We start from the raw sequence: 15793 nt of genomic DNA, 5'->3' as shown, positions 1-15793 counted from the left end.
CACCTCTTCAGGAGCTCAAAATGATTCTGCCGCATCAGGAACGTGGCCGGAGCCACCGGGGCAACGCGACTCGCATCAAAACCCTCGTGAGCTTGTCTCTCGCCGGCTTTTCGGTATTCGCGTTTGGCTCGGGTCCAGCCGTTGCCGCCGAAACCCAGGTAACCCAGCAAGCATCGCCGAGTGCGCGACTCTTTGGGGAGGCCGTGTCTTCGTCCGAGGGCGCCCGCACCGTCCGCATCAATCCGCAGGTCAAGGCGGTGGCGGTGCGTTCGGGAGAGACCATTCGCTTCGACTTCGGCTCCACGTCCGCCGCATGGCAGTTCGCGGCACGCCCCGGAAACACCGCGGTTGAGCTTGGCACGCTGTTTCCGGAGATTCCGGAAGCCAAGGGTGTTTGGGCATACCAGAACGGATCCAGCAGTTTTGCCGGCGGTCGTTAAGGCCGCAGTGTCCAGCGTTTAACCAATCCCCGTCGTGGCGCCGTCACGTTTTCGGCTGCCGTGGATGCGACGGAAATTCACATGTCAGGAGTCAATCGTGAACCTCAAAACCAATCTGGTCGTTGCAACCGCGCTGTTGGTCTACCTTGGCGCTTCGGGTGGCACTGCCTTCGCAGTGCAAGGCGATCACCCGTTCGAGAAGAATGCCCGCGCCAATACGATTCAAAACCTGGGCGGCACGACGAGCCGTTCGGTCCTGGATCGACGCGATCCGTACAGGGATGACGCTCGGACGGTGACCGAACGTCGGGATCCGTACACGGACGGCGCGCGCACGGTGACTGAGCCGCGCAACCCGTTCTACGACGGGGCCTAACGCTAACCGCTTGAACCTGGCAAGTCGATCAGCGGGACCGGATCCGGATGGGGATCGGAGGCTGCGCAGGGGAGGCCAACCCTCCCCGACGTTGCTCTCTAGGCGTGACGACTTGTGAATCCAAATAGCTATCAGGAGTTACACGAAATGGACGCGATCATTCATAAGCTAAACAAGTCGTCGTTGTTTGACAACGATCTTGAGTATCCCATTGTGCGGGCCGCAATGGTAATCATGTTCTTCTTCTTCGGATATCAGAAGTGGTTCCAGTATGAAGCCGAAGTTCTGATCCCGTATATCAGCAACGGTCCACTGATCTCGTGGATGTATCCAGTGTTCGGTGTCCGTGGGGCGAGCTTGTTCCTGGGCGTTGCGGAGTGGACCTTCGGTGCGCTGATCTTCGCAGGATTCTGGAACAAGAGGCTTGGCATCCTGGGCGCCTTGGGTTCGGTGGGGACGTTCATGGCGACGGTCACCATCATCCCGTTCATGCCTGACGGCTGGGCCGAGTCGGCAGGTGGCTTCCCGGCGATGATTGGGCCGGTGGCGTTCCTGATGAAGGACGTGGTCCTGCTGGCGGTGTCAGTGTATCTGCTGAAGGAAGACGTACGACGCCAGGCGGTGCTGTCCCGACTGAGTGCGGCTCGGGTGGCCGCATAGAGCGCGACAGAAGAGGACGACGCCGGCGCTTCGCACATTGCGATCGCCGGCGTCGTGCCTCAGTAGGCAGCAGGTTCGATAGCAGGAAGCCCATGCTGGACTCAGCATGCATCCATCCCTCGATGCCTGGGTCGTTGTCTGCGAAGAGGATAGGGCACACTAAACGCTGAGTCTCATCGCTGCCAGACCATCGACACGCAAGTTGTCAGCCCAGGCGAGGCACGCAGATTATCGACGTGTTGCGCCGCGGCGGCTGTGGCCGCTCGCGGAGCAGATGCCGCCTGCTGTGTGATGTCTCCCAGGAATAGCTGATATTCCCACGCGCCTTGCTACGCAAACGCATGCGCCCGTTGCATGATCAGTTTGAGCGTGCGCCAGGCTCGAAACTCGGTAGTCCTCCTATGGAAAGTGGTGACCAACCTGAATTTGGGCCGGTGCCGGACGCCGCATCGTTACCTTAAGCTGGGCGGCATACCACGACGGCGCGAACCGAAAGATGATGCGAAGGATTCAGAAACATGGACGATCAAACTCAAGCTCGCATAAGCGCCATTCTTGAAGTCCCGTTTAACCAACATTTGGGTCTCATACTCGACGAAGCGGGGGCTGGTGAGGCACGCGCCCATTTCGATGTCGGGCCAGAACACCTGGCGTTTGGCGGGCTACACGCTGGGGTGCTCTATTCCTTGATGGAAGCTGCTTGCCTCTTTGCACTGTTGGACTCGTTGGATGGATCGGAACATGCAGTGACGCATGACCTCCATGCCTCGGTCATGCGCTCTGCACGGATTGGCGAGCGATGCGACCTTATAGCTAGAGTGGTCCGGCGGGGGCGAACGTTAGCCTTCGTAGAGGCGCGGGGCGAGGTGGGGGGGAAGGTCATAGCCGCTATCCAAGTCACGAAATCGATCGTCAAGCCTGGGGCGGCGTGACGACGCGCCTGTGCACGGTCAATCGCGTCGATGAGATGTCAGATGGCCTGCCCTAAAAGCTGCCAGCCAACGAGCGGCGGAGAAGGGGGCACTCTAGGATGCGCCATGTATGCGAGCGACGGCACCCCCGAGTGCGCGGGGTGCCGCTTCTAACCGCTCGACGGCCGGTACAGGCGGGTGGGTCCGTCAAGCTGCGTCTACATGGTCGGCCTGGGCGTCTCGAAGGCTGAAACTTACCGTGCCGCCATGGACCCTCAGGCCACGGCATGCTCCGGTTTGGTCCATTCGTTGCCCTTCATAAAGGGGTCCAGAGGCGTTTGGACAATGTGATTCGTGTAGTTGCTCAGTACTTTGGTCGCAACACCCAATACGACCTCCAGGGCGTTTCGGCGGGTGTACCCTGCGGAAAGGAAGTCCTGAACGTCTTTCTCGGTCGCCGCGCCGCGTTGTTGAACGACCGTGGTTGCAAACCGGTGCAAGGCTTCGAGCTTCTTGTCGGGTAAAGTCTTCCCGCCCCGTAGTGCGCCGATAGTGTCAGCGTCCATGCCTACCATCTTGGCGAGTGCACTGTGCCCGGCCATGCAGTAACGGCAGTTGTTCTCGAAGTTGGCGGTCAAAAAGACGACCTGCTGCTCCTGCGGGGTCAATGTGGTCTTGGCAAATAAGTCCCACAGCGCTGCATATCCCTTGAGGAGTTCGGGCGCCTCGGCCATGTAGGCGTGCAAGTTGGGGAGAAATCCAAACGCGGCGGTCGCGCCCTTGAGCGTCTCTTTCGACTCAGCCGGCGCGGAGTCGGCAGTATAGGCTTGGAAAATGGACATTTCGTGTTCCTCCGTCGATGGATTGAACAAAGGGATGGTCGCTAACCTTGGAAGTTGCGGCTACCGTGGGGCGAGGCTTGCCGCTATGCGTTTGAAACGAATCCCTCTGGGTGGCCGGACGAAATCAGATCCCGGCTAGCTATTCATACTAGGCGCGTCGCAGCCGGAATGCATGGATAGGGACAGTCCGGAGGGGAAGAATTTGCCGCTCCCAGACTGAGCGGATCTCGACACGATTGGGGGAGCGCGGGTGCGTTACCTTTCTCGCGCTTTGCCGGCCTTTGCCGGCATGGTCACGCGCGCCGTTGAAGTCCGCCTGGAAACGGCGCACGACATGCCTCTTCACATGGAAAGGCGCAGCTCTGCTTCAGCGCTAGCCCGAACTTTGGCTTCTCAAATAGCCGGAATCCGCATCAGCAGTGGGTTCCGGCTATTTTTTGAGGCTATTATGTAGCCATGTAAATTAGTATTTATCTATTGTGTTTCGGTAGCTTTGTGCTTGAATAGGTGTTCATGTATATCGAACACGTCCCGAACCGCAACTCGCCCCCCGCCATCCTGCTGCGCGAGTCCTATCGCGACGGCAACACGGTCAAGAAGCGCACCCTCGCCAATCTCTCGTCGCTGCCCGCCGAGGTCATCGAAGGCTTGAAGGTGCTGCTACGCGGTGGCGTCGCGGTGTCGTCCGCCGATGAGGCCTTCGTGATCGAGCGCAGCCTGCCACACGGACACGTGGCCGCCGTGCTTGGCGCGGCGCGCGCCTGCGGCGCCGAGCAGTGGTTGTCCTCAGCGCCGGCCGCGCTGCGCTCGGTGGTGATGGCACTGCTGGTGGCGCGGGTGGTGTCCCCCGCGTCCAAGCTCGCCACGCATCGCATGTTGCGCGACGAGACCGCGACCCACTCGCTGTCGCGACTGCTGAAGTTGGGCGACGTCGAACTCGAGCAGGTCTATGCCGCGCTCGACTGGCTGGGAGACGCTCAGGAAGGCATCGAGAAGCGGCTTGCCAGGCAGCATCTGAGCGGCAGTACGCTGGTGCTCTATGACCTCACTTCCACGTGGGTGACGGGACGCTGCTGCGAGCTTGCCGCCCACGGCTACAGCCGCGATGGCAAGCGCGACGATCCCCAGATCGTGTTCGGTCTGGTTTGCACGCCTGAGGGCTGTCCGGTGGCAGTCGAAGTCTTCGCTGGCAACACCGCCGATCCGGCAACCGTGGCCTCGCAGGTGGACAAGCTCAAGAATCGCTATGGCATCGAGAAGCTCGCGTGGGTGGGCGACCGGGGCATGCTCACGCAGGCGCGCATCGACTCGGTCTTGCGCCCGGCTGGCCTGGACTGGGTGAGCAGCCTGCGCGCGCCGCAGATGGCCGCGCTTGCTCATGAGAAGGGCCCCTTCCAGCCCTCGCTGTTCGATGAGCGCAACCTGCTGGAGGTGACCAGCGAGGCGTTCCCCGGCGAGCGGCTCATCGTGTGTCGCAATCCGCTACTGGCCGAGGAGCGCAGCCGCAAACGCGAGGCGCTGCTGCAGGCCACCGAAGCCGAGTTGATGAAGATTACCGACGCGACCACGCGTGCCCGCAACCGCCTCAAGGGCACCGAGGCGATTGCCCTGCGCGTAGGCCGCGTCATCGATCACTTCAGGATGGGCAAGCACTTCGAGCTGAGCATCACCGACTCGAGCTTCACGTGGGGGCGCAAGGCCGAACAGATTCAGCAGGAGGCTGCACTCGATGGCCTGTACGTGGTGCGTACGAGCCTGCCGGCAACGGACCTGTCAGCTGAGGCGGCCGTGACGGCCTACAAGGGGCTGGCAGTGGTGGAGCGGGCCTTCCGTTCGCTCAAGACGGTCGATCTGCAGGTGCGCCCCGTGTTCCATTGGAACGCCGCGCGCGTGCGCGCTCACGTCTTTCTGTGCATGCTCGCTTATTACGTCGAGTGGCACATGCGCGAGACGTTAAAGCCGATGCTGTTTGACGATGAATACGTCGAGCTTGCGCGTGCGGCCCGGCCTTCGCCAGTGGCCAAGGCACGACGCTCGGACCAGGCGAAAGCCAAGGACGCCACCAGGCTTGGCGAGGACGGCTTGCCGGTGCACAGCTTCCGCACGTTGCTCGATGATCTGGCCACGCTCGCGTACAACGTCTGTCACACCCCCCTGAACCCGCAGGCAAAGATCGTCATGATCACGCGGCCGACCCCAGTTCAAGAAAAGGCCTTCCGCCTCCTCAACATCAGCCCCGTCGCCTGTACCCAGTAATCGACTCGCTCGCGAGCACATAACCGCGAGGAATCAAAGCGTTATGCGCGCCGCGTGCTCAAAGTTCGGGCTAGCGACATTCGCGATTGCGTATGCCGATAAGGCGACGCGATGGTCGATTGCGAAAAGACGCCCGAACAACGGTCATCGGTCAGGGCCGCCCTGCGAGCCGCAGTCAGGTCGCCGCGAATGGCACCGCAACATCACCTGTGCTATCTGCGTCGATGAAACAAGCCCGTTGCCCTCCGCAACCCGTTTGGCCGGGCAACCGGGGCGTCGGCTGTCGGTTCCGGAACGCAGCGTGGCCTGGCCTCTCCCGAAGAGAGGCCAGGCGCCGAACTATCTGTCGTCGATATCAGGTCGATATCAGGCCGCCAGCTTGGGCGCGGCCGGGAAATCCACCGGCACCCGCGTCGTAGCATGCAGATAGTTGGTCACAGTCTTGTCGCCGACCGCAACGATCGCGTCAACCAGGTTTGCCTTGGTCCAACCGGCGGCGAAGAACGCGTCAACCAGCGACTGAGTGGCATGGCCGCGGTTCAGCGCGATGTCGCGCGTCAGGCGGGCCAATGCGTCCAGCTTCGCGTCAAAGCGTGCGGAGCCCGACCGGATTTCCAGAATCTGCTCGTCCGTGAAACCGTTCTTCTTGCCGATCAAGGTGTGGGCGGCAAGGCAGTATTCGCAATTGTTGACTTGGCTCACCACCAAGTTCACGACTTCGCGAGCCTTGCCGGTGATGCTGCTGGGGCTATTTTGGAACGACAGGTAGCTACCAAGCGCGTGTTCTGAATGCGCGAGCGTCGCGTACAGATTGGGAACCACGCCAAGGCTTTTCTTCAGGTTGTCGAAGATCGCTTGGTTGGTCGGAGACACTTCTTCGCGGGTCGGGACGTTGATCGTAGTCATTTTGACTTTCCTAGAGACGAGGCGGTTGTTCAATCGGCAGAAGGCGCGCCATCAGGCGACGATCCCAGAGCCAACGAGGCAGCGGGCGGCGGTCCAGCGTTTCCGTGTTTGTGGCGCCGTTCGCTTAGACAAACTATGATCCATTCCCCATCGGATAACTAGGCGGTGTATGCTCATATCATATATTCCAACCGGGAATTATTATGGACAAGCTTCAGGCGATGAGCACTTTTGTCCGTGTTGTCGAAGCCGGGACCTTTTCGGCGGTGGCGCATGAGGCCGACGTCACGCAAAGCGCGATCAGCAAGCAGGTTGCGGCGCTTGAGGCGGAACTTGGGGCCAAGTTGCTGGTGCGTACGACGCGCTCGCTGTCGCTCACCGAAGAAGGCGAGCGCTATTTTGAGCAAGCCCGAAGGTTGGTGGCGGAAATTGCGGAGGCCGAAGGCGCGCTACGTCTCGGAGAACAGCAGTTGACGGGATGGCTACGGGTGGCCGCATCGGTCGGTTTCGGTCGGCTCAAGCTGATGCCGATTGTGCAAGCGTTCCTCGCTAACCATCCGAACGTTAAGATCGATTTCCGTCTGCACGATGGCGCCGTCGATCTCGTTGAGCAAGGGATCGACGTAGCGGTGCGGATTGGTGAACTGTCGGACAGCAGTTTGGTGGCCAAACGCGTCGGTACCACCCGCCGCGTGCTGGTGGCGCACCAAAAGTACCTCCGGAACTTACCAAGCGGAATGCGGCCACCACAAACGCTGGAGGATCTCAAAGCGCACAACTGCATCATCTACACTGAAACAGCGTCGCGAAGCGCCTGGAATTTTGTCGCTGGCCCGGGCGCGGATGAGCCTGCCGGCGCCGCACGGGTAATACAGGTGAAAGGAAACCTCCAGACCAATAGCAGTGAAGTCATGCGCGCTGCGTTGCTGTCTGGGATGGGGATCGGTTACTCACCCACTTGGCTGTTCGACGAAGAGCTCGCAACTGGTGGGTTACGGCAGTTGTTGCCGGAATGGGAAACGGTCCCCATGCCAATTCATCTTGTCACTCCGCAACAACGTAAGCATTCAGCGAAGGCGAGGGCGTTTGCTGAATTTGTGGCAGCTCAGTTGGGCAACACGTAGTGCTGGTTGAGGGAGGGGACTTTGCCCGCGATGCATTGCCCCTACTCCCGACGATGCGCTGAGGCCTCGGATCTGGCTACCGAAGCGAGATCGTCGATGTAACCAGCATATGTGTTCCACACGCCGTCCTTCGTCAATTTCACGTCACGCATCGAGACGCAGCCGTAAGCTAGTGTAGCGTTCTGTTCTTGATGGAACCTATATGAATTCGGCGTCTCCAATGCTCTACTGCGACCACAACGTGGAGAGAGCGAGTGCGAGTTGCCCCCGAGATCATGTTGACCGACGAGGAGCGAACCAAGTTGACGAGGCTGGTTCGGTCAAAGCTCACGAGCGTGAGGCTGGCGCAGCGCGCGCGCATCGTGCTGCTGGCCGCCAACGGAATGCAGAACAAGGACATCGCCGAGCAGTTGGGAATCGGACGCGTGCAGGTGTCGCGTTGGCGTGAGCGGTATGCACAATCGGGGCTGGCCGGTATCGAACGCGACTTGCCGCGCGGTGCGCCGCCGGTGAAGGTGGACACGGCGCGGCTGGTGGAACTGACCACGCAAAGCAAGCCCGAAGCAGCCACGCACTGGAGCACGCGCAAGATGGCCGCCGAGTTGGGCGTGAGCGCCAGCACCGTCATGCGCCATTGGCACGCCCACGGGTTGAAGCCGCACATCGTGCGCGGCTTCAAGGTCTCGCGCGATCCGAAGTTCGTCGAGAAGCTTGAAGACATCGTTGGCCTCTACATGTCGCCGCCCGAGCACGCGCTGGTGCTGTGCTGCGATGAGAAGAGCCAGGTGCAGGCGCTGGATCGCACGCAGCCCGGCTTGCCGTTGAAGAAGGGGCGTGCGGCCACCATGACGCATGACTACAAGCGCAACGGCACGACCACGCTGTTTGCCGCGCTCAACGTGCTCGATGGCCAAGTCATCGCCCAGTGCCAGCAGCGCCACCGCCATACCGAGTGGCTGAAGTTCCTGCGCAAGATCGACCGCGAGACGCCCAAGGACAAAACGCTGCATCTGATCGCCGACAACTACGCCACCCACAAGCATCCTGCGGTGCAAGACTGGCTGGCCAAGCATCCTCGATTCAACATGCACTTCACACCCACCTCGGCATCATGGCTGAACATGGTCGAGCGGTTCTTTCGCGACATCACAACCGAGCGACTTCGCCGCGGCGTATTCACCAGCGTGCCGGAACTGGTCGACGCCATCAACGAATACATCGCTCACCACAACACCAACCCCAAGCCGTTCATCTGGACCAAGAGCGCTCGCGACATCCTACAGAAGGTCATTCGCGCCAACCGCCGCTTAAGTTCCAAACAGAATGGAACGCTGCACTAGCGAGGTAGGCGTTCGCGCTGTTTCCGAGAGCGCCTGCATTGCAGTGTTGGCTGATTAGGCCGCTTCCTCTGCGATGAGGAAGCGCTTTGGGTTCTTACCCAGCCAAGCCGGTGTACGACCGCGACCGGACCACGTTTTGCCGGTTTTGGGATCCATGTACTTGGGCGGCAATGGGGATTTCGCCACGGTGTTACCGCCATCCTTCGCAGGCCGCCCGCGACGACGCTTTGTAGCAATATCGAGTCGGAGCCGGCCAGGAAAACAGCCTGCCTTGGCAGCCTGTTGCGCTGCAGGCGCGTGAACACCCGGTCAGCCCAGAGCGCTTGATCGGTGCGGCTGCTGGATAGCCGCGACTCATATGGCTCCACTACGTCGTCTGGGGCGACCAGGCCAAGCTTCGCACTCAGGATCGCCCAGGCGAGCTGGTGGCGCACGCAGTAGGCCACCGAGAACCTGAAGAGAGCGCCCTGATAGAGCTCGCGAGCCGGGGCTGCGTGGTCCAGCTTCCTGCCACAACAGGCCACGAGGACCAGCGTGTCGGCAGACGCTTCCGCGCGGGGCGGGCAGTCGAGAGAGAAGGACATGTCAGGGATTGCCGTTAGTGGAGCGATCAGAATGGCAAGTCGGCCTACACCCACGCAAACTGGTCCAGCGACACCCCGCGTTCAAATTTATTGAGCCTCTCTTCGCCGTAGGAATAATGTGGAGTGGTACGCAATTCGGAATAAGCGGCTAGCCCGCCCCAAGCGAACGTCCTTCAAAACCATTGAACCCACGCTCACTTTAGCTGACTTGAGTTGCGATTATATTTGCGAGTACCATGCTAAAACGAAAGAAAAAAGGCGCCTATTTGCGGCGCTTCCTCGAGGTCTGCTGAGACCCGATCCAGCCGGAGTCAATTCCATGCCGTTCGTTCTCCCCGCCGTCAAATCGCCATCGACCAATGAAGGGGAGCAGCGGCGTCCGACGCCGGCAGCAAGTCCGCGATCGTTCAGCTTTTTCGCTCGTCCGCCGGCCGCCGCACCGGCCAATGTGGCGCCGCCGAGCAATACCACGCCGACAGCACCGAGTGGGGAACAGCCGCGTGAGAGCACGGCTGCGCCGGCGCGGCAGCCGGCGCCAAAGCCTGCTGCTGTCTCCGGCCCGCCCCGGTTCAGTTTTGGATCCGCCCGCACAGCGGCGACACCGGTTCAGGCGGCGCAGCAAACTCCGCAGGCCGCGTCCTTCGGCACTGCGGCCACCCCGCGGGCCACCGCAACGGCTAGAGCAGCGGCATCGGCCAAAGGCTTCAGCTTCGGGTCGACCTCGCTGCGCCCCGCTGCCCAGGCAGCGCGAACCTACACCGATCAGCAGCGCGCGATCATCGAGGCGCAAGCTGACATCGTAGTGGCGGAGGCATATGCCGGCACCGGAAAGACCACCACCGCCGTTGGCTTTACCGAGGCGCGCCCCGACCTGCGGACCTTGTACCTGGCATTCAATCGCGCCAACGCCAAGGCCGCGCAAGGCAGGTTTCCAAGCCACGTTACCTCAATGACTACGCACGCCCTTGCGTACTCCGTGCTCACGCAGGACCAGCGCTCGCGTGTGGAAAACATCTGGAAGCCGGCGACCATGCGCAAAGACATGGCCGTCATCGGCCTCGATGTCCGGTACCGCGAGGCGGCTATCACCCAGCGCATCCTGGCCAGCTTCTTCGCCAGCAGGGATGCTGAGCCGACTGCAGCGCACGCCGATGAAGCGCGTAAGGTCCTGAATGCACAGGACTTCACGGTCGAGCAATGCGTGCGATATGCGAACCGCGTTTGGGGTGCCATGAAGGACAAGAGTGGCCGGATCACGATTCCGCATGACGCCTACCTGAAGATGTTCGTGCAAAGCAAACCCAATCTGGGCTACCAGATGCTCGTCTTCGACGAGGCACAGGATGCAAACCCCATCACGGCTCAGCTGGTCGAGTTGCAGCGGGAGTTCGGTACGAAGCTGCTGTACTTGGGAGACCGCCACCAGTCGATCTACGCGTTCCGCGGCGCGACCAACGCCATGGAGGGTTTGCCTGCGAACGCCACGGTGCTGCCGCTCACTCAGTCCTGGCGCTTCGGACCGAAGACGGCAGGAATTGCGAACCAAATTCTTTCTGAGCTGAAGGGCGAGACCAATCAGATCGAGGGCCTGGGCAGTGACGCACCCTGGCGCGAGGGCGCGCCGTATGCGTTGCTCTCTCGTTCCAACGCGGAGCTGATCAAACAGGCAGTTGCCCGGCGGGGCCGCGGGGTGCACTGGGTTGGCGGGATCGAGGGTTACAAGGTGCACATCCTCGAGGACGCGTGGCGCCTTCGCTCCAACCAGCGAACCGATATCAGGGAGCCATTCATCCGGGACAACTTCACGTCCTGGCAGGAGTTCGAGGATTACGGCGAGGAGACCAAGGATCCTGAGGTGAAGATCCTGGTTGAACTGGTCGACCAGTACCGTCATGAGATTCCGCAGCTCGTGGCGGAACTGCGCGCCAACGAGGAGAAGAGCGACAAGTTCGCCGACTTGGTTGTCGCCACGGGACACAAGGCAAAGGGCCTCGAGTGGGACCAGGTGAAGCTTGCGGACGACTTCACCGTGCTCGAGAAGGCGGAGCAGTCCATGGCGGACTTCGGTCGGATCGGCGCGCAGGAGGCAATGCGTGACGATGGCACTGATCAAGAGCTCAACCTGCTCTATGTGGCGGTCACGCGCGCGATGAAGTCTTGCCAGCTCAACACCGAGACCTTGGCGTGGATTGCGGATCTACCCGCGCATCGACAGCGGCGGGATGAAGCGGACATGAGGGTGGCAGCAGCCGCCCGACAGCGTCTCGGCGCCGAGGCCGTGAGAGTGCGCAGGGAGATCCTGGAGGTGACGGACAACGCCTTCATCCACCTGACGCCGCCCCGATTCTAAGTTTCTCCGGGGGCGCCTGCCAGCCCGTCGCCCCCGTTTTCAACCCACCACCACCCATCCACACCTGTTCGAGGGAGATTAGATGACCACGCTCACCATTCTGCAGAACGCTGGCGGCATGCATGCCCACGCCAACCAGATCCTGGCCGGCACGTTCGGCGCGATCGACACCACCGGGAAGTTCCACATTGACCCCGCGCTGGTGCCCGCCTCCTATTTCTTCTCTCTGATGCGCAATGGTGTTGCGGTGCAGCCCGGCGACGTGACCACCATCGAGGCCGGCGACGCCGTCGTCAACGCAGTAAAAGCCATGTTGACGCATAGCCTGGGCGAGCGCTGGCAGGAGGCATACACGCGCGCCGGCCAAGTCGCCGCCCGCCGACCGATTCCGGGCAACGACGTAGCGCAACTCACCGACGGCGTGACGCCTGCTGTCGCGGGCCAGATCCAGGCAATCACGAGCTCCCCGACGGTGATTGCGCAGGCGCTGGCCAGCGAGGGCGAGATTGCGGGCGAGGGCGTGCGCCAGGCTCTGGAGGGGTTTGCCTGCCAGCCGTTCGAAGTCGGTGTCGCGCTGAAAAACATTCGCGTGGACATCTGGCGGGAGGACGAACACCCGGATAGCGAAGACCGGCTGGATGCGGACGATGAGACGATCTACCGATTCCTGGAGCAGCCCACCGATGAGCACTTTGCTGTATCGACCTCGGCCGATGCCGTTACGGCTGGCTGGTCGGACGAGCGATTCTCCCCGGTTGTTGCCCTGGCAAACCCCGCCCCTGCGATCAACGCTGGCGGTGCGAGCGACGCCTATGCCGATGTCGGAGCGACCATGCGGGTCATGGCACGCAGCGCCGAAGAGGCCGCAGAGATCGCGGCGGCCGTATTCAGCAATCCGCAGCTGCGTCACATGTTCGTCAACAACATCAATTTTGCCGCGGACCAGATCTACCGAGTCGACCAGGCGCCGAATGATGGCGAGTGGGCCGGGCAGACCGCAACGGAAACCGCTGACGACGTGATCAATCGTGCACGGGAGCGATCGCGCGAAGGCGGGTGGGGAATCTAAGCAGAAAAAAAAGAAGGCGCCCGGATGAGCGTCCTAAGCAGAAAGCCCGGGCTCAATCGGGCTCGGAAGTGGATCGCAGTATAGCACCATATAATTCGGCGTAGCGTATCAACACGAAGTTCAAAGATATTTTTGAACCAATGAGCGCGCGAGCCAAAGAGCGATTGATGAAGATTCGGAAGGATCTGCGGTCGATGCCGGCCGACCTGCCGTCGGCGTTGATTGGCGATGGCGGGCACGCAGAAATTGGTACGCATGACAACGGGCCGCGGTACACAGATGCTGCTGTGCTCGCATCCAGAGGTGCGACTGCCTCAGTGGGTGCCGCGGCCGGCGGTAAGGTGGAGGGCGCAGCGCGAACGTCATTCCGTTTTGGTCAGGCGGCAAAAGCCACCGAGCCGGCGCAGGAGCCGCCTATGAGCGCTGATGCGACGACCGCCGCGGAGATCCCACGTATCGGAGCAGATCGGCTGCCTGGCGCGCGGCCAAGCTTCAGCTTTGCTGCACGTCCGCCGGTCGCGCATAGCGCCGCGAGGGACGCCCGGCCGGCCGAGCACTCGTGCGACAGCGGTTCCGCCGAGGGGCAGTCGCCGCGAGCGGGGGCCTACCTGGAAGCCAGCGAAGAAGTCACAGAGGTTGGCAACTTTGAGGCGCCGCCGGCGTTGGAGGTGGACGATCTCGATGCACCATTTAAGCAGGCCGAGTCGGCGGGGACGGTCCGTCGCGCGCGGTTCGACGCGCGTGTGGCTGCCCGCAATGAGACCTCGCCGCCGGCGTACTTTGGCTTTCAGGGCCGCGGTGAAGAGGGCGGGAACCAGCCCTGCGGCATACCTGGGAGTGCGTTTATCGGATATCCGTCCGACCTTCCGATCGGGACGGCCTTCTCGCGGGCCGTTTGGGCACGCGCAACACGTCAGGCGGGGCCGGAGCACGCAGTTGTTGAGATTCGCACGGCCCACGGCGGCGCGGCGATGGTCGTGGTTCCCTGGAGCCAGGCAGGCTCTACCCACGGAAGCAACTTCAGCCCGTGGCCCGAGATCGACCGCGCACTGCTCGTTGAGGTCCAGCATCGAAGCTACGCGGAGCAAGGCTATCGGAGCGTCCGGGTCGGCACCGCTGGTTTCCACAAAGAATTGGGGATTGTGGAGATCGCGCGGCCCGATCTCGCCGCGCTCAAGCGTGAGTTGGGCGGGGAAACCGACCGCGTCTTCTATGCAACGGTGCAGATTGCGGCCGATCCGGGTTCACCTCACTCCCCCGGTCAGACCGAACGGGAGTTCTGGGTAGTGCTCTCGGAGGATACGGTCCGCCGCCTGGCAGCAAGGGGGTATCGCCAACAGATCGAGCCGAGGCAACGCACCCTTGGCATCTGGCATAACGGAATACTTGCTGCCGGCGGCCGTCCGGAGCTGCGGCTCGCCGACGAGAATGCTGGTCTGCAGGCATTGCCGCCTGCGGCCCCGCCGAACCCGGCGCCGGGTTCATCGCTCGATGCCAAGTGGTCGGAGGCGGAAGGCGACTTCGTGCTGGACACCGTCGAGCGCCTGCTGGCCGGCGGGACTCCGACTATCCAGGCGGAGGAGGCCGGGATATGGGAATTGTATGAGCACCGCAGGGTGAAGCTGGGCCTGCCGGAGTCGGCACGGCCGGCGTTCCTGCAAGAGCCATTCAATGCCGGCGCGCAGTGCCCTGATGCACCGTCACCTGGTGAATCCAGTGTGGCTCCCGGTGAGATCCGCCGGGTCGAGGCCACCGGCGAGCTGCCGGCCAATTCAGAGGGTGACGATGTCGTTGCCGAGCCGCCCCGGAGTCCTCGCTTTGCGTTTGGCGGGCGACCGCGTAGTTGAGGAGAGAGTAAATGCCAATCGATTTCCGAGCGCTTCTTGATCCCGCGAGGATCCGCGAAGCCGAAGCCATACGTGCGGAGCAGGAACGGGTGCAAGCTGCCCGTGACGCCAGGATGCGAGCCGCCCTCGCTGCGCTTGGGCACGCGGAGGTGGCGAGCCGCCTGAACGAAGCCGAATCCAGGTTCGTGCGGCAGGCAACTGCAAGGTGGTACAGCTCCGGATACCTGACCGAAGCGCAGACGAATTGGGTAATGGATCTGGCGGGCCGCAACAGCCTGATATTGCTGGATCCCGCCGGAACGTACGTCCTGCATGATGTGAATGGATATATCGTGCGATCGGAGAGCCGATCCGGCGGCTCGATGGTGGTGGTGCCCGACGTCGACACACTCGTCGAGCACGCCAAGGACGCGAGCTGGTCTGATCGAGACATCGGCGCCATTCAGCAGCGATGGGGCGGGCGGCAAACCAGGCTACGCACGTTGGGCGATTCAGGTTCGGCGCAGCCGGGCAGGCTTCGACTGAGGACTCTCTTTGCCGCCAAGAGCGCCAAAGAGCTTGAGCATAGGAAGCCAGACGATGAAACAGGCTTTGACCGTCAACATGCATGTCGCCGACATGAAGCGTGCTCGCTCGGCGGCGGACCGGCTCGGAATGGGGTTTGGAGGAATACGTCCTGCTGTGCGCGCACCTGATAGGTTTCCGCAGTACTCGAGGGGCGGAAGACCATTTGAGGTACCGGCTGGGGTCTGCAAATACCGAGAACTGGAACGAATCGGGGTTGAAGTGCGTGCGAAGGAATCTACGAGCAGGTGGCGGCCTGATGGCCGTATTACTCATGGGAACCGCCCTGCTCAGCGCTTGGGGATTGGGGGCCCTTGAGACAGACAGAAGGGCTCCAAGCGGGCTTGTTCTGTGCCGGCTTGGTGCTGCGTTACCTAATCTAGAGAGGCGCCAGCAAGCGGGGGACTGGGCCAACCACGTGCGACCTTGGCACGCCGGGCTGTCCAATTCCACGAGGACAAAGCCACCTCTGGCGCGCTTATGGAGCGTTCTTCTTGGCCTCTCTACTATCGCAAGCGGCTTGT

Annotated in this window: 13 protein-coding genes and 2 pseudogenes; 11 read left to right on the top strand and 4 right to left on the bottom strand. The window is 62.0% G+C overall.

Translation table 11 applies throughout. The features are described 5' to 3' along the window. Positions 1-20 precede the first annotated feature (20 nt). From K307_RS44490 to K307_RS51120, 4 genes are all read left to right on the top strand, one after another. A complete protein-coding gene (locus K307_RS44490) occupies positions 21-440 on the top strand; it encodes a CzcE family metal-binding protein (protein ID WP_051975095.1) in 420 nt (139 codons plus the stop codon). Between the two features lie 97 nt (positions 441-537). Then, positions 538-816, top strand: a complete 279-nt coding sequence (locus K307_RS22085) for a hypothetical protein (RefSeq protein ID WP_042882821.1) — start codon at positions 538-540, stop codon at positions 814-816. 147 nt (positions 817-963) lie between these two features. Continuing rightward, positions 964-1476, top strand: a complete 513-nt coding sequence (locus K307_RS22080) for a YkgB family protein (RefSeq protein WP_042882820.1) — start codon at positions 964-966, stop codon at positions 1474-1476. Between the two features lie 518 nt (positions 1477-1994). Then, positions 1995-2408: a PaaI family thioesterase gene (locus tag K307_RS51120; protein WP_042882818.1), complete on the top strand. Its 414-nt coding sequence runs from the start codon at positions 1995-1997 to the stop codon at positions 2406-2408. A gap of 254 nt (positions 2409-2662) precedes the next feature. On the opposite strand, the gene K307_RS22070 is transcribed toward K307_RS51120, so the two are convergent. Further along, entirely contained in the window at positions 2663-3229 is a 567-nt protein-coding gene (locus tag K307_RS22070; protein WP_042882816.1) for a carboxymuconolactone decarboxylase family protein, read from the bottom strand. Positions 3230-3742: 513 nt separating this feature from the next. On the opposite strand from K307_RS22070, the gene K307_RS22065 reads away from it, so the two are divergent. Then, positions 3743-5485 (top strand): IS1634 family transposase, encoded by a 1743-nt coding sequence (locus K307_RS22065; RefSeq protein ID WP_042876642.1) that lies wholly within the window; start codon positions 3743-3745, stop codon positions 5483-5485. Positions 5486-5851: 366 nt separating this feature from the next. Here K307_RS22065 and K307_RS22060 read toward each other — a convergent pair whose 3' ends face one another. Further along, positions 5852-6391, bottom strand: a complete 540-nt coding sequence (locus tag K307_RS22060) for a carboxymuconolactone decarboxylase family protein (protein ID WP_042882814.1) — start codon at positions 6389-6391, stop codon at positions 5852-5854. Positions 6392-6594: 203 nt separating this feature from the next. Here K307_RS22060 and K307_RS22055 point away from each other — a divergent pair, with 203 nt between their 5' ends. After that, on the top strand, positions 6595-7515 hold the full coding sequence (locus tag K307_RS22055; RefSeq protein ID WP_042882812.1) for a LysR family transcriptional regulator: 921 nt from the start codon (positions 6595-6597) through the stop codon (positions 7513-7515). 254 nt (positions 7516-7769) lie between these two features. Beyond that, positions 7770-8855: an IS630 family transposase gene (locus K307_RS22050; protein WP_042875676.1), complete on the top strand. Its 1086-nt coding sequence runs from the start codon at positions 7770-7772 to the stop codon at positions 8853-8855. A 54-nt stretch (positions 8856-8909) separates the two neighbouring features. Here the strand turns inward: K307_RS22050 and K307_RS46355 are convergent. Together K307_RS46355 and K307_RS51115 are read right to left on the bottom strand one after the other, a co-directional pair. After that, positions 8910-9095, bottom strand: a pseudogene (locus K307_RS46355) (H-NS family nucleoid-associated regulatory protein); the annotation flags it as partial. 17 nt (positions 9096-9112) lie between these two features. Beyond that, positions 9113-9439: pseudogene (locus tag K307_RS51115) on the bottom strand (DUF6884 domain-containing protein); the annotation flags it as partial. A gap of 319 nt (positions 9440-9758) precedes the next feature. On the opposite strand from K307_RS51115, the gene K307_RS22045 reads away from it, so the two are divergent. From K307_RS22045 to K307_RS22030, 4 genes are all read left to right on the top strand, one after another. Continuing rightward, positions 9759-11789, top strand: coding sequence for a UvrD-helicase domain-containing protein (locus K307_RS22045; protein WP_080745154.1), 2031 nt, complete (start codon positions 9759-9761; stop codon positions 11787-11789). A gap of 82 nt (positions 11790-11871) precedes the next feature. Beyond that, positions 11872-12858 (top strand): hypothetical protein, encoded by a 987-nt coding sequence (locus K307_RS22040; RefSeq protein WP_042875518.1) that lies wholly within the window; start codon positions 11872-11874, stop codon positions 12856-12858. A gap of 167 nt (positions 12859-13025) precedes the next feature. Continuing rightward, entirely contained in the window at positions 13026-14705 is a 1680-nt protein-coding gene (locus K307_RS22035) for a hypothetical protein (protein WP_155301244.1), read from the top strand. An 11-nt stretch (positions 14706-14716) separates the two neighbouring features. Continuing rightward, positions 14717-15400 carry a hypothetical protein gene (locus K307_RS22030; protein ID WP_042882808.1) on the top strand — a complete coding sequence of 228 codons (684 nt, stop codon included), beginning with the start codon at positions 14717-14719 and terminating at the stop codon, positions 15398-15400. Positions 15401-15793: the final 393 nt, after the last annotated feature.

It is taken from the genome of Cupriavidus necator A5-1 (assembly GCF_000744095.1).
Taxonomy (GTDB): domain Bacteria; phylum Pseudomonadota; class Gammaproteobacteria; order Burkholderiales; family Burkholderiaceae; genus Cupriavidus; species Cupriavidus necator_A.
Note: the sequence above shows the minus strand (reverse complement) of the source record. Positions and strands in the feature narration are given on the sequence as shown.

Coding starts and splice junctions, on each gene's coding strand:
- K307_RS44490 (WP_051975095.1), top strand. CDS start 21: ATGATTCTGCCGCATCAGGAACGTGGCCGGAGCCACCGGGGCAACGCG.
- K307_RS22080 (WP_042882820.1), top strand. CDS start 964: ATGGACGCGATCATTCATAAGCTAAACAAGTCGTCGTTGTTTGACAAC.
- K307_RS51120 (WP_042882818.1), top strand. CDS start 1,995: ATGGACGATCAAACTCAAGCTCGCATAAGCGCCATTCTTGAAGTCCCG.
- K307_RS22070 (WP_042882816.1), bottom strand. CDS start 3,229: ATGTCCATTTTCCAAGCCTATACTGCCGACTCCGCGCCGGCTGAGTCG.
- K307_RS22065 (WP_042876642.1), top strand. CDS start 3,743: ATGTATATCGAACACGTCCCGAACCGCAACTCGCCCCCCGCCATCCTG.
- K307_RS22060 (WP_042882814.1), bottom strand. CDS start 6,391: ATGACTACGATCAACGTCCCGACCCGCGAAGAAGTGTCTCCGACCAAC.
- K307_RS22055 (WP_042882812.1), top strand. CDS start 6,595: ATGGACAAGCTTCAGGCGATGAGCACTTTTGTCCGTGTTGTCGAAGCC.
- K307_RS22045 (WP_080745154.1), top strand. CDS start 9,759: ATGCCGTTCGTTCTCCCCGCCGTCAAATCGCCATCGACCAATGAAGGG.
- K307_RS22040 (WP_042875518.1), top strand. CDS start 11,872: ATGACCACGCTCACCATTCTGCAGAACGCTGGCGGCATGCATGCCCAC.
- K307_RS22035 (WP_155301244.1), top strand. CDS start 13,026: ATGAAGATTCGGAAGGATCTGCGGTCGATGCCGGCCGACCTGCCGTCG.
- K307_RS22030 (WP_042882808.1), top strand. CDS start 14,717: ATGCCAATCGATTTCCGAGCGCTTCTTGATCCCGCGAGGATCCGCGAA.